Below are 22,844 nucleotides of genomic sequence, written 5' to 3'. Positions count from 1 at the left end.
GTGACGAATCCGATGGGCCGGACGGTCAGGGCGCGAGGGCATCGTGCTGGCCTTTCTCGATCTGGGCGGAGTCTCTGGGCGCGAAAGTTGCAGGGTCAGGAGCCAATCGGGCTCGAGCTCGCTCCTTCCGGCCGTCACGGATGCCGCTGATCATCATGTACGACGCGTACAGCAGTAGAGCGGTCACTACGATCACCACGATCACGGTGCGCTGCTCTCCCGTCAGCCAGGTGTTCACGTAACCGAGATAAGGCAGGCTGTACCAGACCTTTCCCCGGATCTGCACCGGCCGTACTTCCTTCTCGTCAGGCTCACCGTTCGCGTCGCCCTGGGTGATGAAAGTTCTTTCACCCTTCTGGTTTTCACTTGTGGCGATGATCCGGTGCGTGACGACGGTCGGCTGACCCGATTCCAGCTGGTACGTAATAGGTGTACCGATCCCCAGTTCGGACGGATCGACAGGTTTGACCACTACCAGTGATCCAGGGTTGTACGTCGGGCGCATCGAACCGGTCAGAATCGTGAAGCGCTGCGCTCCGGCAAAGAAGGGAACGACAATGGTTGCGACGATGACTGCCGAAATTGCCAGCAGCAGTGTCCAACTGACGATAGAGGTGATCCACCAGAGTGGGCCGGTGCGATCGGTGCGCTTCGTGGAGTGTTTTATCATACCGGACCTGCCTGGAAGGTCAAGGTCGTGGTGCTTGTTGCACCTGAGACCGCCCCGACGCCTACCGTGAGTCGCAAGCACAGAATGTACGTACCGCCTGAGACCAGCGGACTCGGCATGTACGCCGGCGAAACCGGGTACTGCAGCGATGCATTCATCGATCCGGACGTCAGTGGGGTCACTGCCGGAGCCGCGGTGTTGACGCCGGCAGGGCAGGCGCCTTCGTTGGCGACTCCGTACGTGGTCAACGTGAATCCCGTAAGTGCGGTCGTCGACTGCATTCGCCATTGCAGAGGATCAGCCCCCGAATTCTTGACGGTGAGCGGTGCTTGCACCGTGTTTCCCGGGACAACGGGCGTCGCGGCCGTCGTCAAGTTCGCCAGGGTGTACGCCGCACTGGTTCCGGCAGATGTACCAACCGTGAGGTTGACGCTGGCGGCTGTCGCCGTACCGCCATTCGCGCTCGCCGAATCGGACCACAGCGCGAGCGACTGCTGCGACGATGCGAACACCGCTACAGCAGCCACCGCGACTGCGATCGCTCCCCAGACCTTTTTCCTCATGAAATTACGGGGCCGGTGTCAGTGCTGTCTGAGTGACGACCAACTTCATCGCCGACAAGTTCAGCGACTGGTTCTGCGCGACCTGATTGGCCACCTCGTTGAAGTTCAGCCGGACTCCGACGTGGACGATCGTTCCGTTCTGGGCTTTGGTGATCTGCGAAATCGGGTTGCCACCAGTGTCCTTGATTGTCGTCACGGGCACGACAGCAGCGGCAAGCTCGGCGCTGTTCGCACCCGGAACGATTCCGGCCGTATCAGCGGTCAGAACAGCCGCGAGACGATCGCCCACTGCGGTCACAGTGACGTCGCAGGTGTATTCGATGCTTTCGGTCGTGACGATGCGGTAGGCCGAAATGTTGGTGATCGCGGTCTTCGTCGGGTTGAGGGAGTTCCAACCCCCGCCGACCGGTGCGCAAGAGCTCAGGTCGAGGGCGCCGGACGTGACGGGCCCGCCGCCACTGACGTCGGCCGAATCGCTCCAGACTGCGAGCGAGCCGGCACCGCCGAGGAGGAGGGCACCGGCCGCCGCAGCAGCGATCGCACCCTTGGTCTGCTTCTTCATGAAAATCTCATTTCATGTCTGGGACCCGAAATGGGGCCATTCAGACATGAGTATCAGACACGGCAAACGATTCGTTACCACTTTTCGAAAAATCAATTTTACGACTGGAGTCCAACTGTCACTCGGTGTCGAAATGATCTTTGACCTGCGTCTAACTACTCGTTTGTAAGTTTGGTGCGAATAAAACCGTTGGTTTGTTCAGTTGGACAAAGCGGACGAGTCGGAACCTGGCAAATCTGCTGTTTTTTACCAGTTAATTACCGAGTTTCGGTTTTGTTTTGCAATTTGAATCAATTGTTTGTGTTGCTACGGAATGGATCGGTTGTTGTTCCCACAAGATCGGCGACCGACTCGAGGACGATGGTCGGGCGGTAGGGGTAGAGCTCTACCGACGCGCGGGTCGAGATCCCGGTCATCACCAGAATCGTCTGCAGTCCGGCTTCGAGGCCACAGACGATGTCGGTGTCCATGCGGTCGCCGATCATCAACGTATTGGCGGAATGAGCGCCGATGGACCGCAGGGCTGAGCGCATCATCAAGGCGTTGGGCTTGCCGACGTAGTAGGGATCGCGTCCGGTCGCCTTGGTGATGAGTGCCGCGACAGAGCCGGTGGCCGGCAGCGAGCCGTCTCGCGACGGTCCGGTGGCGTCCGGGTTGGTGGCGATGAACCGCGATCCACGCTCGACCAGGCGAATAGCGGTGGTGATCGCTTCGAAGGAGTACGTTCGCGTCTCGCCGAGGACGACGTAGTCGGGGTCGCTGTCCGTCAGGACGTAACCGATGTCGTGCAGGGCGGTGGTCAGGCCCGATTCGCCGACCACGTAGGCGCTGCCGCCCGGCCGCTGGTTGGCCAGGAACGTCGCGGTTGCGAGCGCTGACGTCCAGATCGACTTCTCCGGGATGTCGAGTCCCGAATTGAGCAGGCGTGCTCGCAGGTCACGCGGGGTGCGGATGGAGTTGTTGGTGAGCACCATGTACGGGATGTCGTTCGACGCCAGCTCTGCCAGGAACGTGTCCGCTCCAGGTATCAAGTGCTCCTCGTGGACGAGAACCCCGTCCATGTCCATGAGGTAGGTCCAACCGGTCTGATCTTCTGTACTGGTCATTACTCCAGTATGTGCGGGTGGCGCCCGATGTGGGCGGTCAAGCGAGAAGGCGCCACAGTCCGATCAGGCCGACGACGACAATCGTGTAGCGCAATGCAGTGGGGGACAGGCGCCGTCCGTAGCGGGCACCGAGAACGCCACCACCGAGTGAGCCGACGGCGATCAAACCGGCTGCTGCCCAATTGATCTGATCGAATGCCAGAGTGATGTACATCCCTGCTGCAACGATGTTGACGAGCAGCGACAGCAGGTTCTTCGCGCCGTTCATGCGCTGGAGGGTTTCCGGGAGGATGGCACCCATCACACCGATGAGAAGGATGCCCTGCGCGGCAGTGAAGTATCCGCCGTAAATGCCGACTGCAAAAGTGCCGGCGGTCAGGAGCATCAGCCTCTTGGTGGACAGCGTCGTTTCTTCGGTGGAACGCTTCTTGGCCCACGCCTGGATGCGTGGTTGGAGGAGGACGAGCGCGAGAGCGAGGACCAAGAGCACCGGAACGATGGTCTCGAACAGTTTCTCGGGTAGGTGCATGAGCAACCACGAACCGAGTAGTGCTCCGGCGAGGGACGCCGGAATCTGCCACTTCAGTCGGTCCCACTGTCCGGACAGCTCACGTCGGTAGCCCCAGGTACCCGAAACTCCGCCGGCGACGAGCCCGACCGCGTTGGACATGGTTGCGGTCACGGGCGGCATGCCGAAGGCGACCAGGGTGGGAAACGTGATCAGCGTTCCACTGCCGACCACGGCGTTGATCGCGCCCGCGCCGATACCGGCCAACAAGATGAAGAAAGCGTCGAGTCCACTCACTCCGCAGACGGTACGGCAGAGGAAAAGTCAGTCCGGACGGCGGTCCCGGTCTTCATTCGAACGCTCCATTCAACACGCCGAACGCGGCTTCGGACACCGTTGAAATCAATGCGATTTCAACATCGTAGACACTTCATTTCCCTTGCAGTGCAGGGAAATACAACATTTGACGACTCGACATTTCGCGTCTAGTCTTTGCTCACCATCCAGAGCGACCGAGAGACCTGGCTCGTCGACGTCGCAGCAACCCCCCGAGTGATCGGGAGCGGGTGCTACCGCCAGGACCGATGGAAGGCATCACATGGGTACCACTTCGCACGCTGCGCACAAGCGACGTCACATCGATCTGTGCCGCACCGCTTCGTGTCACTGTCGCTGACCGAACTCTCGTCGTCTTCGCAACTCGAGCGCACCAACTCGAGGACACAGCTGCGTTCCCATTTCCCCGAAAGGTCTATTCGTGATGTCCACTCCGTCAGGTAGCGCGCCGTGAGCGCGCCCACCGATGTCCGCCCCGAAAAGTCGGTGTCCGAGTCGCAACTTCCCGACTCGGAGCTTGTCGTCGCTCGCACCTGGCACCCGCTGCGCTGGGTGATCAGTGCGGTCGTGCTGGTCCTGCTTGCTCAGTTCATCCACGGGCTCGTCGTCAACCCCGGCTGGGACTGGCCGACGTTCGCGCAGTACTTCACCGCGAAATCAGTGCTCGCCGCGTTGTGGATGACGATCAAACTGACCCTGTGGGGGACGATCCTCGGGTTCGGTCTCGGTGTTTTCCTGGCACTCGGTCGGTTGTCGAAGAATCCGGTCCTGCAGGTGATCGCCTGGACCTACATCTGGGCCTTCCGCTCGATTCCACTCATCGTGCAGTTGCTCTTCTGGTTCAACATCACTTACCTGTACCAGACACTTTCTCTCGGAATACCTTTCGGTCCCGAGTTCTTCACCTTCCAGGTCAGCGGTGTGATCGGCGGATTCACCGCGGCAGTCATCGGTTTGGCGCTGCACCAGGCTGCATACTCGGCCGAGATCATTCGCTCCGGAATCATCTCGGTGGATCACGGTCAGATCGAAGCTGCTCACTCGCTCGGCATTCCGCGCAGTCGCCAGTTCTTCAAGATCGTTCTCCCGCAGGCAATGCGGGCGATCCTCCCCAACGCCGCCAACGAGGTCATCGGACTCTTCAAGGGAACGTCGATCGTCTCCACCATGGCAATCGCCGAACTGTTCTACCAGGTGCAGGTCATCTTCGGACGCAACGGACGAGTCGTGCCCCTGCTGATGGTCGCCACGATCTGGTACATCATCCTCACGACGTTGCTCTCGATCGGTCAGTACTACGTGGAGCGCCACTATGCACGAGGATCCGCCCGTGCTCTTCCGTTGACTCCGGTACAGAAGGCGCGCAAGAAGTTCGAAGAGATTCGCGATGCGCGTCTCGATATTCCGAGAGGTGCGACCCGATGACCGCAGAACTGGCCGAAGAGACGGTGTATGCCGTCGAAGCGCGCGGAATTCACAAGTCCTTCGGCACGCTGGAAGTACTTGCCGGCGTTGATCTCCTGGTCCGCAAGGGCGAAGTGACCGTCATTCTCGGTCCGTCGGGTTCCGGTAAGTCCACCTTGCTGCGAACCCTCAATCACCTCGAAAAAGTCGACCGCGGAACCGTACGGATCGACGGAGAGCTGATCGGATACCGGCGCAAGGGAAATCGACTCCACGAACTGCGTGACCGCGAGATCCTGAAACAGCGTTCGCACATCGGATTCGTGTTCCAGAACTTCAACCTGTTTCCGCACCTGACCGCGTTGGAAAACGTGGTGGAAGCGCCGCTCTCGGCCCAGAAGCGTGATCGTGACGAGGTGTACCGCGAGGCCCGCGCACTGCTCGAGCGAGTGGGAGTGGGGGACAAGGCGGACGAGTATCCCCGCCAACTCTCCGGTGGCCAGCAACAGCGCGTCGCGATAGCGCGAGCGCTGGCACTGCGGCCGGCGGTCATTCTCTTCGACGAGCCGACGTCGGCGCTCGACCCGGAACTGGTGGGCGAGGTTCTCGAAGTCCTGGCTCAGCTGGCCCGTGACGGCGCCACCTTGGTGATCGTCACACACGAGGTCGGATTTGCTCGGGAAGTGGCGGACACTGCGGTCTTCATGGACGGCGGCGTCATCGTCGAACAGGGCCCGCCTTCGCAGGTGATCGACAATCCGGTCCACGAACGGACCAAAGCCTTTCTCTCCCGCGTCCTCTGACGCGACCCAGACTCATTCCCGGAAGGAAAAATTGATGTTCTCCACATCCCGTCGCGCGACTTTTCTGATCTCGGCGCTTGCCACCGTCGGATTGCTCAGCGCTGCATGCAGCAGCGCGGACGCCGAGTCCGACGGCGCCCAGGTCACCGCTGCTGCGGGTTACAACCTCACGGCCGATCAGAACCGCATCACCACCGACAAGGTGGATTCAATCGCCGCCGAGCTACCTCAGGACATCCGCGATCGTGGCACGCTGCGCGTCACCGGTAGTGCCGGTTCCGCTCCGCCGCTCCGTTTCTACGCCGACGACGACACCACCCTCATCGGTTCCGAGACCGACTTCGCCTATCTGATCGGTGACGTTCTCGGCTTGAAGGTCGACCTGCAGACAGCAGATTGGGCACAGAACTTCGTCCGGATCGACTCCGGTGAGGCCGACGCCTTCCTCTCCAATGTGACTGTCACAGAGGAGCGTAAGGAGAAGTACGACTTCGCGACCTACCGTCTCGACACCCTCGCCTTCGAAGCCAAGAAGGGTGCCGGAATCTCCATCAAGGAACCCAAGGACGTCGCGGGCAAGAAGATCGCCGTCTCCTCGGGCACCAATCAGGAAGCGCTGCTGGTCAAGTGGAGTGAGCAGAACGTCGCGGCCGGCCTGGCGCCTACCGACATCTCCTACTACCAGAACACCACCGACTACTACCTCCCGCTGCAGTCCGGCCGGATCGACGCCTACTTCGGCCCGAACCCGTCGTCGCAGTTCCACGCCAAGCAGTCGGGGGAGACCGAGGTTGTCGGTGAGTTCTCCGGGGCCGGCGACACCCTGCAGGGGCAGATCGCGGTGCTGGTGAAGAAGGACAACGGCCTGATCAAGGCGATCAACGACGCGATCAACCACACGATCGAGAACGGCACGTACCAGCAGATCCTCGAGCGCTGGAACATCACCAGCGAAGCCGTCGACACGTCCCTGATCAACCCGCCCGGCCTTCCGAAGACCAAGTGAGCTCTCGTCCATGAGTGAGATTTTCGATGCGATCGTCATCGGCGGAGGACTCGTCGGGTCCTCCGCCGCCTGGCGGCTCGCGGCGCGCGGACGTAGCGTCGTTCAGCTGGAACAGTTCGGGCCGGGGCACAAGCACGGTGCGTCGCACGGTACTTCGCGCATCTACCGTCAGGCGTACGACAATCACCTGTACACCGGGTTGGCGGCCGACGCGCTGCCGCTGTGGCGGGAGTTGGAGACCACGACGGACATCGGGTTCCTGGAACTCACCGGTGCCGTTGATCACGGCCTGCCGCAGGCAGTGCAGTCCAAGGCGAAGATACTTCTCGAGGCGGGCATCAAGGGCGAGATCCTCACCCCTGCCGAGGCGTCCGCCCGTTGGCCGGGGCTGCGATTCGACACCACGGTGCTCCATCACCCCGATGCAGGCCGGTTGCACGCGGACCGCGCCGTGACCGCTCTGAAGGCGGGAGCGGTGTTTGCCGGCGCCGAGGTCCGTCACGATGTTCGGGTGTTGGCACTCGCGCGGGCGTCCTACGGCGTGGACGTGGTGACGGACAGTGGAACGCTCGCAGCTCGTCAGGTAGTGATCGCGGCCGGTGCGTGGACTGCGGATCTGATCGCAGACAGCGGTCTCGGCTCCGAGATCGTATTGCCGACGCTGCGCACGACGCAGGAACAACCGGCCCACTTTGCACCGCTCGATCCCGGAGTCGAGTGGCCGAGTTTCGTCCACCACACCGGCGCAGAATTGGAGACCGCGGGGATCTACGGGCTCGGTTCCGAGGACGGGATCAAGATCGGCGAACACGCGACCGGGCCGGTGGTGACTCCGCAGACCCGTGACTACACCCCTGATGTCGACGGAGAGCAGCGATTGGTGGAGTACGCCGAGTCGTGGTTGCCCGGTGTCGATTCCACCCGTGTCGAGTCGCTCACCTGCCTGTACACGAGCACGCCGGACAGTAACTTCGTCATCGACCGAGTCGGCGCCGTCACAGTGGCGGCGGGGTTCTCGGGGCATGGGTTCAAGTTCGGTCCGGCCTTGGGTGAACTTGTGGCGGACCTCGTCGACGGAACCACCCTCGCTCCGGAAGTTTTCAGGCTGGGGGAGCGTTGACCAGATTCATGGAGGAAAGTGTTGTGGCACTGGAGCTCGGAACTCGACAGCTCGAGGGTGTCGGAGCGGTAGAGGTCTATTCGGTATCGCAGGACGATCCCTTGGCAGCTCCACTGATCGCGGAGTTGGCACTCGAATACAGTTCGCGTTACGGCGGGACTCGCGAAGCGATGCTCGAGGATCTCACGACGTATCCGGCAGAAGAATTTGCCTACCCGCAGGGTGCGCTTCTGGTGCTCACCCACGACGGTCTGCCGATCGCCGGTGGTGCGTTTCGTCAATTCGATTCCACCACTGCCGAACTGAAGAGAATCTGGACATCGGTCGACTATCGGAAGCGCGGCCTCGGCAAGGCCGTCGTTCGCGAGTTGGAACGAGAGATCGAACTTCGTGGATACAACCGGGTGTTTCTCACGACGGGTCCTCGGCAACCCGAGGCCGTCGCGCTGTATCTGTCCAGTGGATACACACCGCTTTACGACGCGTCACTCTCGCCCGAAGAGGTGGGCATCCACCCGTTCGAGAAACAACTTCGGGTCCTCGAAAATGTGACTCGAGCAGCAATTCCTACCGACCGGGTTGACAACACCCGGGTTTAACCTCGTACACTTGCGAACGACCATCCAGAGCGACCGAGAGACCTGGCTCATTGAAGTCGCAGCAACCCCCCGAGTGATCGGGTGCGGGTGCTACCGCCAGGACCGATGGAGGAACACGAAATGAAGGCAGTCGAAGGCGGTTTCGATACCGCCTGGTCGCGTCGTCACGTAGACCTGTGCCGCACCGCGGGATCTTTCTGTACCAACTGACCTCGGTCAGTCATTCACACTCAGGCGAGTCGTCGACAAGTCTGTTTTCTCTTCTCTCACAATTGATTCGTGCTCGATCGCCTTTCTCGTCTCAGGCGACGGGTGCGCTCTTCGGCATGCCTCTTTAGGAGTTCTTGGTGTCTTCGCCCTCATTCGGTGCCCGCAAACGCGCGACCGTAATCGCCGGTATCGGTGCTGTCTCGGTTCTCGGCACCGTCCTCGCCGGCTGCAGCAGCGGGAGTGACAGTGCTGCCGACGCAGGCCCCGCCCAGTCCGGCGGAACCCTTCGCTACGGTCTGTCGCAGGCGCCGACGTGCGCCGATCCGGCCCAGGCCGGCAGTAACCAGACCGTGTATGTCACTCGGACCGTGGTGGATTCGCTGACCGATCAAAATCCCGACACCGGAGAGATCACCCCGTGGCTCGCCAAGAGCTGGGAGATCAGCCCCGACGCCGCTAGCTTCACGTTCGTCCTTCGCGACGACGCCACCTTCAGCGACGGCACCCCGGTGACGGCGGATTCGGTGAAGAAGACCTTCGACTCGGTCAAGAATCTCGGACCGAACGCGTCGTTGGCGAAGAGTTACCTGTCCTCGTACACCGGTACCGACGTCGTAGATGCTCACACGGCGAAGATCAATTTCTCCGGACCCAATGTTCAGTTCCTGCAGGCAACTTCGACGCCACAGCTCGGAATCCTCGCCGATTCCACCACCGCGCTGGCATCCGAGCAGCGCTGCCCCGGTGCAGCGGTGATCGCCTCCGGACCGTTCGTGTACACCGACTGGCAGCAGGACAAGAGCGTCAAGATCGCCAAGCGTGCGGGATACAACTGGGCGTCGGACGCGGTCGCGCATCAGGGCGAGGCCTACCTCGACGGCGTCGACTTCACGGTGGTCCCCGAATCCGGTGTGCGGGCAGGCAGCGTGGCCTCCGGCCAGCTCGATGCGGTCAGCGATGCGCTTCCGCAGGATGCGCCGCAGATCGAGGGCGCAGGCGGACGAATCCTCACAAGGCCGAACCCGGGTGTGAGCTTCTTCTTCCAGCCCAACGTCAGTCGCGGCGTTCTCGCCGATCAGGCTGTTCGCCAGGCCATCATTCCCGCAATCAACCGCCAAGAACTCGTCGACACCGTTCTGGATCCGTCGTTCTTCCCGGCCACGAGCCCGTTGGCTCACACCACTCCGCTCTACAGCGACGAATCCAGTGTCGTGACGTACGACGCCGACAAGTCGGCGAAACTCCTCGACGCGGCTGGTTGGAAGACCGGCAGCGACGGTATCCGCGAGAAGGACGGGCAGAAGCTCACTTTCAGCGTCACCTTCAGTCCGGTGTTCTCGGGTAACCAGGCCATCCTCGAGCTGGTGCAGCAGCAGCTCAAGAAGGTCGGCGTCGACCTGCAGCTCAACCTGGTCTCGAACGGTGAATGGACCGAGAAGGGAGTGTCGGGTGATTACGATTCGCTGTATTACAACAGCACTCGCGCGGACGCCGACATCTTGCGGGCATCGTTCAGCACAGAGGGCCGCAACCTGAACCGTCGCGGCGCAGATCCGGAGCTCGACAAGGTACTCACAGACCAGCTTGCAGCCACGGACAACGGCCAACGCGGCGAACTGGTATCCACTGCACAGGAATTGATCCTCGACCGTGGACTCTCCATCCCGACCATCGAGCTCTCGCAGGCCATCGGCGCCGGATCGAGTGTGCAGGACCTGAACTTCGAAGCCTCCTCACGCCTGCAGTTCTACGACGCATGGTTGTCGGGTAAGTAATCATGACTCGATACGTACTCACCCGACTGGGTCAGGCCGCAGTGGTTCTGTGGGCCGCCTTCACCATCTCGTTCGTGATTCTGTTCCTCCTGCCGAGTGATCCCGTCAGCATGGCTGCCGACTCGTCCGGTCAGGGTGTCGCAGTGGATCAGGCTGCGCTCGATCAGCTTCGGGCGCGGTACGGCTTGGACCAGTCGGTGTGGGTGCAGTACTGGACGTCGCTGACGAATGCTCTTCGCGGCGATTTCGGTACATCGATCTCCACCGGTCAGTCGGTGACGGATGCCATCTTCTCGGCGCTGCCCAGCACTCTGGTGCTGGCAACCACCGCTTTGGTTCTGGCCGTGTTGTTCGGAGTGGCGATCGCGTTCTTCGCTACCTACACCCGCAAGCGGTGGCTCGCGAACCTGTTGTTCTCTTTGCCGCCGCTGGGTGTGGCAGTGCCTACTTTCTGGGTGGGCCTGATTCTTCTGCAACTCTTCTCGTTCCGCCTGCACATCTTCCCGGCATTCGGAGACAAGGGATTCGCAACGGTGATTCTTCCGGCGATCACCTTGGCGATCCCGACCGGCGCGGTGATCGCGCAGGTGCTCACGACCAGCCTGCAGTCGACGCTACGTTCGCCGCACGTGGAGACTGCGTACGCCAAGGGCGCAAGCCGTTGGCGCGTGCAGACCCGTCACGCGTTGCGACTGGCGAGCATTCCGGCATTCACCATTGCCGGTGTGCTGGTCGGCACGCTGCTGGCGGGCTCGGTGGTTGTGGAAACGGTGTTCTCTCGCGCGGGCGTCGGCCGTCTGACACAGACGTCGGTGATGGCGCAGGACATCCCGGTGGTGCAGGGAGTCGTTGTGTTCGCCTCTCTCGTGTTCGTGCTCGTCAACCTCGCGGTCGACCTCTTCTACCCCTTGATAGATCCACGAATCATCCAGACGAAGAAGAGTCACACCGAAAAGTCGAATACCGAAAGCTCGACCGATCTGGAGCCGGCTCATGTCTGACACATTGATCGAACCCCTACTCCTCGATCCGAGCGTCGAGGCGAAGGCACCTGTTGTTTCGCGCCGAAAGTCCACGGCCATCGGCTGGATCCGAAAGCCCGGCTTGGTGATTCCGGTGTTGATCGTGTTGCTTGCCATCGGCTTTGCCGTCGCACCCGGATTTTTCGCCAGCGGCGATCCGTTGTCCGGTGTCCCGGCGGACAAACTGCAGGGCCCGAGCCTGGCTCACTGGTTCGGAACCGACAATCTCGGACGTGACCTGTACACACGGTTCGTGCACGGCGCCGCGCTGTCCCTGACCGCAACCTTGGTGGCGGTCGGAATCGCATTGGTGGCGGGATCGATAATCGGATTGCTCGCGGGCTTTGTCGGTGGCGTCGTCGACGCCGTGCTGATGCGCATCGTCGACGTGCTGCTGTCCATTCCGGCACTGCTGCTCTCGTTGGCCCTTGTCACCGCACTCGGCTTCGGCACCATCAACGTCGCCATTGCTGTCGGCGTCAGTATGGTCGCCAATTTCGCGCGAGTGATGCGTGCCGAAGTGATGCGGGTGCGCGGAGCTCAGTACGTCGAGGCTGCGTTCAGTTCAGGTGTGCAGTGGCTCGGTGTCCTGCGTCGGCACGTGCTTCCCAACTCGTACGCGCCGGTGGTCGCGCTGTCCGCTGTCGAGTTCGGGCAGGCAGTACTGGCCGTGTCGGCTCTGAGCTTCTTGGGATTCGGCGCTGTTCCGCCTACCCCGGAATGGGGATCGCTGGTATCCGAGGGACGCAATTTCCTCGCCAATGCCTGGTGGATGACAACACTTCCCGGTCTCGCGATTGTCGCCGTGGTCATCTCGGCACACCGTATCGGCCACGAGATCGAAAGGAACAACCGGCGATGAGCACGACCGAGGAACAGTTGCTTTCCGTCACCGACTTACAGATCGCCTACGGCGCCGAGCCCGCGGTATCCGGCGTGAGCTTCACCGTCGGTCGGGGCGAAGTAGTTGCGGTGGTCGGGGAATCGGGTTCCGGTAAGTCGACCACGGCACACGCGATATTGGGTCTGCTCGCCGGCAGTGGTCACGTCACCGGCGGGACCGTCGAGTTCGAGGGTGAACAGATCGACTCGTATTCCGACCGTGCGTGGCAGCGAATCCGCGGCGCGCGTATCGGTTTGGTGCCGCAGGATCCGACGACCTCGCTCAACCCGGTGACGAGGATCGGCGACCAGGTTGCAGAAGTCCTCCGGATCCACGGCCTCGCAGACCGTCGCAAAGCCCGGTTGGACGCCGTCGAGGTGCTCGAGCGCGCGGGTATCGACCGGCCGGAAATCCGAGCACGCCAGTACCCACACGAGCTCTCCGGCGGTATGCGGCAACGAGTTCTGATCGGTATCGCGCTTGTCGCGAACCCCGCCCTCATCATCGCCGACGAGCCGACCAGTGCTCTGGACGTCACGGTTCAACGACGCATCCTCGACCACTTGGACGAGCGAATCGCCGAATCCGGTGCCGCCGTGCTCCTGATCACGCACGACCTGGGAGTGGCCGCAGACCGCGCGGACCGGATCCTGGTGATGCAGGGCGGCAGGATCGTCGAATCCGGCCGCACCGCAGATATTCTGGACAACCCGCGACACGAGTACACGAAGAAGCTGCTCGACTCGGCTCCGAGCCTGTCCTCGGGACCGGTCGATCGGCCGGTCCGTCAGGATACGAGCCCGCTGCTGACGTTGACCGGAATCACCAAGCGTTTCAACGTCGGACGCGGGAGTTCGATCACCGCGGTGAACGAGGTATCGCTGACTGTTCCGCGTGGTCAGACGGTGTCATTGGTGGGGGAGTCCGGCTCCGGCAAGTCGACCACGGCGCGCATCGCCGTGCGGTTGGAGCAGGCGGATGCCGGCACCATCTCCTTCGACGGACACGACATCACGAAGGTCAAGGGCAGCGATCTGCGCGAGCTGCGCCGAAAGATCCAGCTCGTATACCAGAACCCCTATGCATCACTCGACCCGAAATTGTCCGTCCAGGACATCGTTGCGGAGCCGCTGCGGGCCTTCAAGGTTGGTGGACGCAGCCAGCAGCAGAGTCGTGCAGCAGAGTTGCTCGATCAGGTTGCACTTCCCGAGCAGTTCCTGAGCCGCAAACCGGCCGAACTCTCGGGCGGCCAGCGTCAACGGGTGGCGATCGCTCGTGCGCTCGCTTTGAAGCCGGACCTGCTCGTTCTCGACGAACCTGTGTCCGCTCTCGACGTCTCGGTGCAAGCGCAGATTCTGGCGCTACTCGACGAGTTGCAGCGCGAACTGGGCCTGACCTATCTCTTCATCTCCCACGATCTTGCGGTTGTTCGCCAGATCAGCGACGTCGTCGGCGTCATGCAGGCCGGGCGATTGCTCGAAATCGGTACTACCACCGAGATTTTCGACAATCCCCGAAACGAGTACACACGCACACTTCTCGACGCGATCCCCGGGCGGGATCATTCGACACGAAAGGCCGAACATGTCCGAGCGTAGTTCCGGAGCATTCCTGGTCGGCCTCGAATTCGAGGGAACCGGAGCTCATCCGTACTCCTGGCGACGCGAGGATTCGCGCGCCGAAGATCTGTTCACGCCCTCGTACTGGGTGGACCTGGTGACCGCCGCGGATCGGGGTGGGGTGGATCTGGCGTTCCTCCCTGACTCGTTCGGACTGCAATCCGAGGGTCAGCACGCAGTGCGGGGCAGATTGGAGGCGGTTGCAACTGCGGCGCGGCTGAGTGCTGTGACCTCGCGTATCGGCCTGATCCCCACTGCGACAGTCACGCACACCGAGCCATTCCACATCTCCAAGGCCGTCGCGAGTATCGACTACTCCTCAGCGGGGCGGGCCGGCTGGCAGGTCGCGGTGTCCGACACCGCTGAGCAGGCGTCGTTGTTCGGCCGAAAGGCAGTGCAGGGCCCCGAGTCCGCGTGGGAGGAAGCGTCCGAGGCTGTCGAGGTGGTCAGTCGGCTGTGGGACAGCTGGGAGGACGACGCCGAGATACGGGACGCTGCGAGCGGACGATTCATCGATCGAGACAAGCTGCACTACATCGACTTCGAGGGAAAGAACTTTTCCGTCAAGGGGCCGTCCATCACGCCGCGCTCCCCGCAGGGGCAGCCGCTGATCGCCGTCGACGCGAGCAGGCCGGAGGCACGCGAGCTCGCTGTTGCGCGCGGAGATCTGATTCGGATCTCGGCAACCGACCTCGGCGAGGCCAACGCCACGGCCAAGTTGGTCCACGCGAATGCCGCTGCCCTCGGGCGCAGCGTCAGGGTTCTCCTCGACGTCGACGTGCTTCTCGGCGCTGATCGCGGAGCCGCCGACGACGCTCTGGCGGAACTCGAGGAATGGGCGGGAGCGCCGTACGCCCCGCACTCGCTGTTCTATCGCGGTGACAGCGCCGGCCTGACTGTCCTCCTTCGCGAGATGGGTGGGCTGGCCGGGGTCGACGGTGTTGTCCTGCGTCCCTTGGCTTTGGCTGCCGCAGTGGAGAAGATCGCGGCGGACGTGGTGCCGAATCTCAATCCGCGACCGACTACCGGCCCGACGCTGCGCGAGCGGTTGGGTTTCGAGTTGCCCGTCAATCAGTTCGCGTAGCGCGAGAAAAGAACAGGAACACCGATGACACAGAACAGGATTCGCAAGCAAGTTCATCTGGGCGCTCACTTCCCCGGCGTGAACAACACCACGGTGTGGACCGATCCGGCGTCCAAGAGCCAGATCGAGTTCAGCTCGTTCGAGCATCTTGCACGCAGTGCTGAACGCGGATTGTTCGACTTCTTCTTCCTCGCAGAGGGTTTACGCCTGCGCGAGCATCAGGGCAAGATTCACGACCTCGACGTGGTCGGCCGCCCGGATACGTTCAGTATTCTCAACGCGGTTGCCGGTGTGACAACGCATCTCGGCCTGGCCGGGACGATCAACACCACGTTCAACGAGCCGTACGAGTTGGCCAAGCAGTTCTCGACGCTCGATCATCTCTCCGACGGCCGCGCCGCGTGGAATCTGGTCACCTCCTCGGACGCATTCACCGGTGAGAACTTCCGCCGCGGTGGGTATCTGGAGCATTCCGAGCGGTATGCACGCGCAAACGAGTTGGTCGACGCAGTACGGACGCTGTGGGACAGTTGGAGCATCGATCGTCCGATCGTCGACCGTGAGCGCGGTATTTTTGTCACCGACCAACAGGTCGGCCAGTTCCAACACTCCGGCAGGCAGTTCGACATCACCGGGCGCTTCGAAGTTCCTCGGAGTCCACAAGGGCACCCAGTTCTGTTGCAGGCAGGTGACTCCGACGAAGGACGCGAGTTCGGCGCCGCCAAGGCTGACGCCATCTTCACCGGACACGGAACCCTCGAAGCAGGCAAGGCCTTCTACGCCGACGTGAAGGGACGCCTGGCCAAGTACGGACGCACGCACGCAGACCTCAAGATTCTCCCCGCCGCCACCTTCGTCCTCGGTGACAACGCCGCGGACGCACAGGAGAAGGCGTATCACATCCGGCGGCAGCAGGTCGGGCCCCAGACTGCCATCGCTTTTCTCGAACAGGTGTGGGGCAGAGATCTTTCCCAGTACGACGCCGACGGCCCGTTGCCGAAGGAAGATCCGTCGGACGACGTCAACATCACCCGCGGACGCGTCCGCCACGTCAAGGATCCGCGAGCGGTCGCAGATCAGTGGCGTGCCAAGGCCGAGGCCGAAAACCTCAGCATCCGTGAACTCATCATCGAAGTGACTGCCCGCCAACAGTTCGTGGGTAGTGCAGCGGAGGTGGCTGCCGAGATCGACACCTACGTCCAGGGCGACGCGAGCGACGGATTCATCCTCGTTCCCCACATCACCCCCGCGGGCCTCGACGAGTTCATCGACACCGTCGTACCGGAACTTCAGGACCGCGGCAGTTTCCGGACCGAGTACTCAGGAACCACCCTGCGCAGCCATCTCGGGCTGCGCCACCCGCACGAGCAGGCTGAAGGAGTCCGCGCATCATGACCGTTACCGACACTTCCACCAGCACCTTCACCGGCGATTGGAATGCCTGGCACGCCTCGCGCGACGCCACCTTCGGCGAACCCCTCGGCTGGCTGAGCCTGACTGCGTTGCATTGGCTGGTGGACACCGATTCCACCTTCGCCGACCTGCCCGGTGCATGGCGCGCCGACGCGAATGCCGTTGTCGTCACCGCGACGCCCGCAGACGACTTGTCGATCGACGGCGTCGCAGTGGACGGTGCGGCCACTCTGAATCCGATCGAGGGGGCGCCGGGACTGATCGTCAAGCAGGGCGCGCGGTTGGTCGAGGTCATCCGCCGCACCGGCGAGGTGGCTCTGCGGATCCACGATTCGTCGGCCCCGGCATTGGCGCAATTCAGTGGTATCCCGACCTTCGAGCCGAACCCGCAGTGGCGCATCGAGGGTGTCTTCACAGCTTTCGAGGAGGCTCGCACGGTGACGACGGGCGCGGTCGTCGAGCGCCTCGAGCATCATCACGACGCCCGAGGAACCATCAGCTTCGAACACGACGGTGCAACGCATACGCTGATTGCGTTCGCGGGCAAGGACAACGGCTTTCACATCCTGTTCACCGACGCGACCAGTGGTGTGTCCACCTACCCGGCCGCCCGCTCGCTGCACGTGAGTGCACCTGAACCCGGTGGCGCGGTAGTCCTCGATTTCAATCGGGCGTCGAACCTGCCCTGCGCGTTCACCGATTACGCGACGTGCCCGGTGGCCCCCGCCGAGAACCGCCTGGCGTTCGCGGTGGAAGCCGGCGAGAAGACACCGGACACCCGCTCCGAAAGCGGACCGAGGTGAGCGCGCCGCTGTCCGTACTCGACCTCTCGCCGATCAGTGAGGGCGGAACGGCCCGCCAGGCTTTGCGGAACTCGCTGGACCTCGCTCGTTCTGCCGAAGCGTGGGGATACAAGCGTTACTGGGTCGCCGAACACCACTTCGTCGGTGTTGCCTCTTCGTCGCCAGCAGTGCTTGTCGGGCTGATCGCGGCCGCCACCAACACCATTCGCGTCGGCTCGGCCGCCGTGCTGCTGGGCAACAACACGGCGGCTCAGGTGGTCGAGGCCTTCGGTACCGTCGAAGCGTTGTATCCGGGTCGTATCGATCTCGGCATCGGGCGCAGCGGACAGCGTCGGGTGGAGGCACTTCGCGCGGTCGCTGCCGGAACGCCTGCGCCGGCAGAATCGAAGCGAGAGAACGTCGTACGCGACGGCGTCGTGATCCCGGCGCCCTTCGATCCAACCGGTCTTCTCACGTCACCGAGATTGCAGGCGTCGTTCGAGGCATTGGCGTTTCCGGGCGCGCAGGCGCCCGATTTCGAGCAGCAGGTCGACGACATACGCTCGCTCCTGAACGGTACCTACAGAACCCGCGACGGCATCGAATTGCACGCCAGTCCCGGCGAGAATGCCGACGTCGAACTGTGGGTGTTCGGAAGCAGCGCGGGCCCCAGTGCCGAGCTCGCCGGACGACTCGGATTGCCGTTCGGTGCGAATTACCATGTGGCGCCGTCGAGTACGCTCGATGCCGTCGAGGCATACCGCACAGCATTCCGTCCGTCGGACGTCCTGTCGGAGCCGTATGTCGTCGTGTCCGCGGATGTTGTTGCTGCGGAAGACGATGCGACGGCGAGAGAGTTGGCGTCGACCTTCGCGCACTGGACGCACAGCATTCGCAGCGGACACGGCGCCATCCCGTACCCCGATCCGGCCACAGCGCTCCCACTTTCCGACGCCGACAAAGCAGTGGTGGAGGATCGGCTGATCACGCAGTTCGTCGGTTCACCGTCTACCGTCGCCGACAGGCTCGACAGTTTGCAGAAGCTCACCGGAGCGGACGAATTGGTGATCACCGGGGTGACCCATCGGCACGAGGATCGTCTGCGCTCGTACGAGCTGCTTGCCAAGGAATGGGGACTACCCGCACTACTGGCAGCGTGAGTTTGCCTTGGTCCATTAGTGTCGAGTGATGTTTTCACCTCGAGATGCCCTTGCGGTTGCTCTTGACGTAGCGCGTGAGGGCATGGAGCTCGGGGAGATGCCGATCGGCGCAGTCGTGTTCGACGACGACCGTGTGCTCGGGCGGGCGTATACGCAAGAACGGGCACTCGGCCGACGGGTAGTCCATGCGGACCTTCAAGCGCTCTTGCAGGCCGACGAGGCTCTCGGAATTACTCGAGCGTCCGGTGAATTGACATTGGCGGTCAATCTCGAACCATGTCTCATGTGTATGGGTGCCGCGATCACGCTCGGTGTGACCCGGGTGTGGTTCGCTGAATACGCCACCGGCACTGGCCCCGCCGGGATGCGGGACTGGGCGCGCAGTCTCACCTGACGCCATGGCTTGTAAGGAGGGCCGTGAGGCTCACGCCCCGATAGCGCCCGCGATCATCGGCCACGACGCGCGCATGTCGGCTTCGAAGAGCCCCCAGGTGTGGGTGCCTTCGGGTCGGAAGCTGAACGTCGCGGGAATGCCGAGCTGACCGAATCGCCCCTGCAGGGCAGCGGTGCACATGTTGGTGATGCCTTCGAGGACCGCGCCGGGAACGACGCCGGCGGCCATCGCCAGCGAGTTGATTCCGTCCACCGGGCCGGGGAGGCCGTTGCCGGTCGAGATGAACAGCGCTGTGCCACGCAGTCTCTCGGCGTTGATCAACGGGTCGTGCGCCGCCCACTGCGGGCTACCCCACGGCCCCCACATGTTGGCCGCGTTGCCGCCGCCGAGTATCTCGACCATCGAGCGCACCGCTGCCTGGCCGAGCGGGTCGCCGGCGCGCGGACAGCCGCTGTACGAGCCGACTGCGCGGTAGGTGCCCGGCGACTGGATCGCGAGGTCCAGAACCGGTCCGCCTGCCATCGACACACCACCGAGGGCGTTGACACCGGTCGTGTTGTACCGAGCGTTGACCGCCGCCGGTAGTTCCTTGGTGAGATACGTCTGCCACTTGTTACGGCCCAGCACCGGATCGTCGGCGTTCCAGTCGGTGTACATGCTGAACTTGCCGCCGACCGGCATGACCACGTTGACGTGTTTGTCGTCGAAGAAGTCACGAACTCCGGTGTTGTTGAACCACGAGATCCCGTCCTCGCCGCCGCCGACACCGGTCAACAGATAGAAGGTCGGGGCCGGGCCTCCTCCGGCCGGCGAAATCACGTCGTTGGCGATCCAGCGGTCCATCGAGGGGGAGTAGACGTCGATGCGACTGACCACGGAATCCGCACTCGCGGTCGGCGCGCTGAGGCCGAGAAAGCCGGCGGCCATGGCCACCGCCATCGTCAGCCGAACCGTGAAACGACGTGTCTTCATATTTCCCCCCAGGCGCAAGCCGGACAGCGTATTTGTGCCTTCCAACAGTGGCACAATGCGAAGAGGAGTGACGAATGTCCGGGTAACAGTCGTATAAGAAGATGGAGACAATTGCGTGGGATCGCAGTCGAACCACCCCGAATCCGACGTGATTCGGCTGGCCTTCGGGCTGGCCGCGATCACGGCTGGTGCGGCGCGCAGAACCGCTGGTCTCGCACTTGATTCCGTGCAGCGGATCCCTGTCGTCGGTGACGCACTCGACGGCGCGATCACCCAGGTCACCACTCGCGGCACGGAAGCGATGCACTCGACCGTGGAGTTCGCCGACTCGACCTTGCGGACGGTGATCAAAGCTGTCGTCGACGCTGCTCTGTCCGAAGTCGACATCACCAAGATCGTCGTCGACCACGTGGACATCGACAAGATCGCCGAGAACATCGACGTGGACAAGATTGCCGAACGGGTCTCGCTCGAACCGATCATCGACCGGGTCGACGTGGACGAGATCGCAAGCCGCCTCGACGTCAAAGCGGTGATCGATCGCCTCGATCTCGACGGGATAGTCGACACGGTCGACCTCGAACGCCAGGTCAACCGCATCGACCTCGTCAAGATCGCCGACCAGGTCATCGAGGGCGTCGACCTGCCCCAGATGATTCGTGAATCGACCGGTTCACTCTCCACGGAAGCCGTGCACGGAGCTCGAGTGCAGGGCATGCAGGCGGACGACGCTGTCGCCGGCTTCGTCGGGCGACTCTTCGGCCGCGACAACGCACCGTCATCAGATAAACCGTCACCAGAAAAACCGTCGACAGAGACCGATCCGAAGACGAACGCAGGCGAACGCTAGTGGCCCAGGAGAGTTCCGGCCCAGCCGGCATCGTCACCCGTGGACTCGCCGGACTGATCGACCTGGGCGTCGTCCTGCTCCTGATGGGTTCCGTGTACGTGGGCTTCGCCTTCGTCCGACTGCTCTTCTCGCCACAGAGTTTCACTTTCTCGGAACCGGGAATCTTCCTGTCCACGACGGCATTTCTCGGTGTCTCGGTGGCGTATCTGACCGCCTGCTGGGCGACCACCGGTCGGACCGTCGGGTCCCTCGTGATGGGGCTGCGGGTGATCACGTCCGGGCATCGCCTCGTGCGCTGGCCGTTGGCCTTCATCCGTGCGGTGCTCTGCGTGCTCTTCGCCTTCGGATTGCTGTGGTCGGCGGTCGATCGACGACGACGTTCGTTGCAGGACATCGTTCTGCGCACCGAGGTCGTCTACGACTGGCGTCAGGACCCGGATCTGGTGGCACCGCACGGAGGTGAGCACGCATGAGTGAACCGAACCGCCCGGACGAGCGCTTCACCCTTGCCAGCGAGCGCACCTTCCTCGCCTGGATGCGTAGCTCACTCGCCCTGCTGGCCGGAGGCATCGCCGTCGTCCAATTGGTACCGGAATGGAGTACCGGGTGGGTTCGCACGACTCTCGGTCTGACCCTGATCGCACTCGCGGCGGCAGCCGCACTGGTAGGTATGCGACGCTGGCTACAGGTGAAGAAGGCGCTCGAGGACGGAGCGGCGATGCCGGAACCGCACGCATTGTGGCTGTTTGCACTGGCACTGGCCGGGGTTGCCGTCGCAGCCGGCGTGGCAACGGTGGTCACCAGCCTCGCTCGCTGAGATACGCAGAGAAGTCCCAGCGGTGTCTGGATAGTCTGCAAAGAACGTGAAGCATGTCAGAGAAGTAAACGAAACAGACGACAAGGGAGTGCACGGTGGCGCAGGAACTCAAGCTCGGATACAAGGCATCGGCTGAGCAATTCGGCCCTCGCGAACTGGTAGAGCTGGCAGTTCTGGCAGAGCAGCACGGCATGGATTCCGTTGCGGTGAGCGATCATTTCCAGCCGTGGCGCCACAACGGTGGCCACGCACCGTTCTCGCTCGCCTGGATGACCGCCGTCGGTGAGCGCACCGAGCGCGTGCAGATCGGCACGTCCGTGATGACGCCGACGTTCCGCTACAACCCGGCAGTCATCGCTCAGGCGTTCGCGACGATGGGATGTCTCTACCCGGGACGCATCATGCTCGGCGTCGGCAGCGGTGAGGCTCTCAACGAGATCGCCACCGGCTTCCAGGGCGAGTGGCCCGAGTTCAAGGAACGCTTCGCGCGGCTGCGTGAGTCCGTGCGGTTGATGCGTGAGCTGTGGCTGGGGGATCGTGTCGACTTCGAAGGCGAGTACTTCACCACTCGGGGCGCGTCGATCTACGACGTTCCCGAGGGCGGCATTCCCGTGTACATCGCGGCCGGCGGACCCGTTGTCGCCCGGTACGCGGGACGTGCCGGTGACGGCTTCATCTGCACCTCCGGAAAGGGCATGGAGCTCTACACCGAGAAGCTGCTTCCAGCCGTTGCCGAGGGCGCAGCCAAGGCCGAGCGCGACGTCGCCGACATCGACAAGATGATCGAGATCAAGATCAGCTACGACACCGATCCGGAGGCTGCACTCGAGAACACCCGCTTCTGGGCTCCGCTGTCCCTGACGCCGGAGCAGAAGCACAGCATCGAGGATCCGATCGAAATGGAAGCCGCTGCCGACGCTCTGCCCATCGAGCAGGTGGCCAAGCGCTGGATCGTCGCTTCCGATCCGGACGACGCCGTCGAGCAGGTCAAGGCCTACGTCGATGCCGGTCTCAATCACCTGGTGTTCCACGCACCGGGCCATGATCAGCGCCGGTTCCTCGAACTGTTCGAGCGTGACCTCGCGCCTCGCTTGCGTGCTCTGGGCTGATCCTCGAGATCAACTGAACGGTGTCTGCCACTCGACGTGTGGCAGGCACCGTTCGTCTTTCTCGTAGCCGCCGGTTG

26 protein-coding genes and 2 riboswitches are annotated in these 22,844 nt (G+C 62.8%); of the genes, 20 read left to right on the top strand and 6 right to left on the bottom strand.

The genetic code is table 11. The features are described 5' to 3' along the window. Positions 1-25: 25 nt before the first annotated feature. From QM596_RS23945 to QM596_RS23925, 5 genes are all read right to left on the bottom strand, one after another. A complete protein-coding gene (locus tag QM596_RS23945; protein WP_283310061.1) occupies positions 26-670 on the bottom strand; it encodes a signal peptidase I in 645 nt (214 codons plus the stop codon). After that, on the bottom strand, positions 667-1,233 hold the full coding sequence (locus tag QM596_RS23940; RefSeq protein ID WP_283310059.1) for a hypothetical protein: 567 nt from the start codon (positions 1,231-1,233) through the stop codon (positions 667-669). The genes QM596_RS23945 and QM596_RS23940 overlap by 4 nt, the downstream gene beginning before the upstream one ends. A gap of 4 nt (positions 1,234-1,237) precedes the next feature. Then, the gene (locus QM596_RS23935; protein ID WP_047269467.1) at positions 1,238-1,795 is read right to left on the bottom strand and encodes an alternate-type signal peptide domain-containing protein; all 558 of its coding nucleotides are present in this window, start codon (positions 1,793-1,795) and stop codon (positions 1,238-1,240) included. A 290-nt stretch (positions 1,796-2,085) separates the two neighbouring features. Beyond that, a complete protein-coding gene (locus QM596_RS23930; RefSeq protein ID WP_003944345.1) occupies positions 2,086-2,901 on the bottom strand; it encodes an HAD-IIA family hydrolase in 816 nt (271 codons plus the stop codon). Positions 2,902-2,938: 37 nt separating this feature from the next. Beyond that, complete coding sequence (locus QM596_RS23925; protein ID WP_003944404.1) at positions 2,939-3,706, bottom strand: sulfite exporter TauE/SafE family protein; 768 nt, start codon at positions 3,704-3,706, stop codon at positions 2,939-2,941. Between the two features lie 199 nt (positions 3,707-3,905). Further along, positions 3,906-4,000: riboswitch (SAM riboswitch) on the top strand. Positions 4,001-4,007: 7 nt separating this feature from the next. On the opposite strand from QM596_RS23925, the gene QM596_RS29830 reads away from it, so the two are divergent. The 16 genes from QM596_RS29830 (at position 4,008) to QM596_RS23855 (ending at position 19,019) form a co-directional block, all read left to right on the top strand. Beyond that, positions 4,008-4,085 carry a putative leader peptide gene (locus tag QM596_RS29830; RefSeq protein ID WP_350318888.1) on the top strand — a complete coding sequence of 26 codons (78 nt, stop codon included), beginning with the start codon at positions 4,008-4,010 and terminating at the stop codon, positions 4,083-4,085. A gap of 110 nt (positions 4,086-4,195) precedes the next feature. Next, entirely contained in the window at positions 4,196-5,170 is a 975-nt protein-coding gene (locus QM596_RS23920) for an amino acid ABC transporter permease (RefSeq protein ID WP_003944440.1), read from the top strand. Continuing rightward, positions 5,167-5,952, top strand: a complete 786-nt coding sequence (locus QM596_RS23915; protein ID WP_020968833.1) for an amino acid ABC transporter ATP-binding protein — start codon at positions 5,167-5,169, stop codon at positions 5,950-5,952. Before QM596_RS23920 ends, QM596_RS23915 begins: the two co-directional genes overlap by 4 nt. 34 nt (positions 5,953-5,986) lie before the next feature. Beyond that, positions 5,987-6,958 carry an ABC transporter substrate-binding protein gene (locus tag QM596_RS23910; protein ID WP_007726832.1) on the top strand — a complete coding sequence of 324 codons (972 nt, stop codon included), beginning with the start codon at positions 5,987-5,989 and terminating at the stop codon, positions 6,956-6,958. A 10-nt stretch (positions 6,959-6,968) separates the two neighbouring features. Further along, the gene (locus QM596_RS23905; RefSeq protein ID WP_097387703.1) at positions 6,969-8,078 is read left to right on the top strand and encodes an FAD-dependent oxidoreductase; all 1,110 of its coding nucleotides are present in this window, start codon (positions 6,969-6,971) and stop codon (positions 8,076-8,078) included. An 8-nt stretch (positions 8,079-8,086) separates the two neighbouring features. After that, positions 8,087-8,677 carry a GNAT family N-acetyltransferase gene (locus QM596_RS23900; RefSeq protein WP_019749497.1) on the top strand — a complete coding sequence of 197 codons (591 nt, stop codon included), beginning with the start codon at positions 8,087-8,089 and terminating at the stop codon, positions 8,675-8,677. Between the two features lie 17 nt (positions 8,678-8,694). After that, positions 8,695-8,789, top strand: a riboswitch (SAM riboswitch). Beyond that, complete coding sequence (locus QM596_RS29730) at positions 8,783-8,887, top strand: putative leader peptide (RefSeq protein ID WP_019749498.1); 105 nt, start codon at positions 8,783-8,785, stop codon at positions 8,885-8,887. (Overlaps the previous riboswitch by 7 nt.) A 137-nt stretch (positions 8,888-9,024) precedes the next feature. Then, positions 9,025-10,662, top strand: coding sequence for an ABC transporter substrate-binding protein (locus QM596_RS23895; RefSeq protein WP_003944291.1), 1,638 nt, complete (start codon positions 9,025-9,027; stop codon positions 10,660-10,662). 2 nt (positions 10,663-10,664) lie between these two features. Beyond that, a complete protein-coding gene (locus QM596_RS23890; RefSeq protein WP_003944382.1) occupies positions 10,665-11,663 on the top strand; it encodes an ABC transporter permease in 999 nt (332 codons plus the stop codon). Beyond that, the gene (locus QM596_RS23885) at positions 11,656-12,546 is read left to right on the top strand and encodes an ABC transporter permease (protein WP_007726838.1); all 891 of its coding nucleotides are present in this window, start codon (positions 11,656-11,658) and stop codon (positions 12,544-12,546) included. Before QM596_RS23890 ends, QM596_RS23885 begins: the two co-directional genes overlap by 8 nt. After that, positions 12,543-14,165, top strand: a complete 1,623-nt coding sequence (locus QM596_RS23880) for a dipeptide ABC transporter ATP-binding protein (RefSeq protein ID WP_029254771.1) — start codon at positions 12,543-12,545, stop codon at positions 14,163-14,165. Before QM596_RS23885 ends, QM596_RS23880 begins: the two co-directional genes overlap by 4 nt. Further along, a complete protein-coding gene (locus QM596_RS23875) occupies positions 14,152-15,270 on the top strand; it encodes an LLM class flavin-dependent oxidoreductase (RefSeq protein ID WP_283310056.1) in 1,119 nt (372 codons plus the stop codon). The genes QM596_RS23880 and QM596_RS23875 overlap by 14 nt, the downstream gene beginning before the upstream one ends. Before the next feature lie 24 nt (positions 15,271-15,294). After that, a complete protein-coding gene (locus tag QM596_RS23870; RefSeq protein ID WP_054186921.1) occupies positions 15,295-16,665 on the top strand; it encodes an NtaA/DmoA family FMN-dependent monooxygenase in 1,371 nt (456 codons plus the stop codon). Continuing rightward, entirely contained in the window at positions 16,662-17,486 is an 825-nt protein-coding gene (locus QM596_RS23865; RefSeq protein WP_283310053.1) for a DUF1684 domain-containing protein, read from the top strand. The genes QM596_RS23870 and QM596_RS23865 overlap by 4 nt, the downstream gene beginning before the upstream one ends. Continuing rightward, positions 17,483-18,625 carry an LLM class flavin-dependent oxidoreductase gene (locus tag QM596_RS23860; protein WP_193595518.1) on the top strand — a complete coding sequence of 381 codons (1,143 nt, stop codon included), beginning with the start codon at positions 17,483-17,485 and terminating at the stop codon, positions 18,623-18,625. Before QM596_RS23865 ends, QM596_RS23860 begins: the two co-directional genes overlap by 4 nt. Before the next feature lie 28 nt (positions 18,626-18,653). Then, positions 18,654-19,019 (top strand): nucleoside deaminase, encoded by a 366-nt coding sequence (locus QM596_RS23855; RefSeq protein ID WP_256933184.1) that lies wholly within the window; start codon positions 18,654-18,656, stop codon positions 19,017-19,019. 30 nt (positions 19,020-19,049) lie between these two features. Here the strand turns inward: QM596_RS23855 and QM596_RS23850 are convergent, their stop codons facing one another. After that, positions 19,050-19,991, bottom strand: a complete 942-nt coding sequence (locus QM596_RS23850) for an alpha/beta hydrolase (protein ID WP_054827563.1) — start codon at positions 19,989-19,991, stop codon at positions 19,050-19,052. 115 nt (positions 19,992-20,106) lie between these two features. Between QM596_RS23850 and QM596_RS23845 the strand changes: the two genes are divergently transcribed. From QM596_RS23845 to fgd, 4 genes are all read left to right on the top strand, one after another. Next, positions 20,107-20,841, top strand: coding sequence for a hypothetical protein (locus QM596_RS23845; protein ID WP_283310051.1), 735 nt, complete (start codon positions 20,107-20,109; stop codon positions 20,839-20,841). Further along, the gene (locus QM596_RS23840; protein ID WP_003944375.1) at positions 20,841-21,314 is read left to right on the top strand and encodes an RDD family protein; all 474 of its coding nucleotides are present in this window, start codon (positions 20,841-20,843) and stop codon (positions 21,312-21,314) included. The genes QM596_RS23845 and QM596_RS23840 overlap by 1 nt, the downstream gene beginning before the upstream one ends. Then, the gene (locus QM596_RS23835; RefSeq protein WP_003944317.1) at positions 21,311-21,658 is read left to right on the top strand and encodes a YidH family protein; all 348 of its coding nucleotides are present in this window, start codon (positions 21,311-21,313) and stop codon (positions 21,656-21,658) included. Before QM596_RS23840 ends, QM596_RS23835 begins: the two co-directional genes overlap by 4 nt. 95 nt (positions 21,659-21,753) lie before the next feature. Next, entirely contained in the window at positions 21,754-22,767 is a 1,014-nt protein-coding gene (gene fgd, locus QM596_RS23830; RefSeq protein WP_003944371.1) for a glucose-6-phosphate dehydrogenase (coenzyme-F420), read from the top strand. Positions 22,768-22,844: the final 77 nt, after the last annotated feature.

This window comes from Rhodococcus sp. IEGM 1406, assembly GCF_030056745.1.
Lineage (GTDB): Bacteria > Actinomycetota > Actinomycetes > Mycobacteriales > Mycobacteriaceae > Rhodococcus_F > Rhodococcus_F erythropolis.
This window is presented reverse-complemented; position numbering and strand designations above follow the sequence as displayed.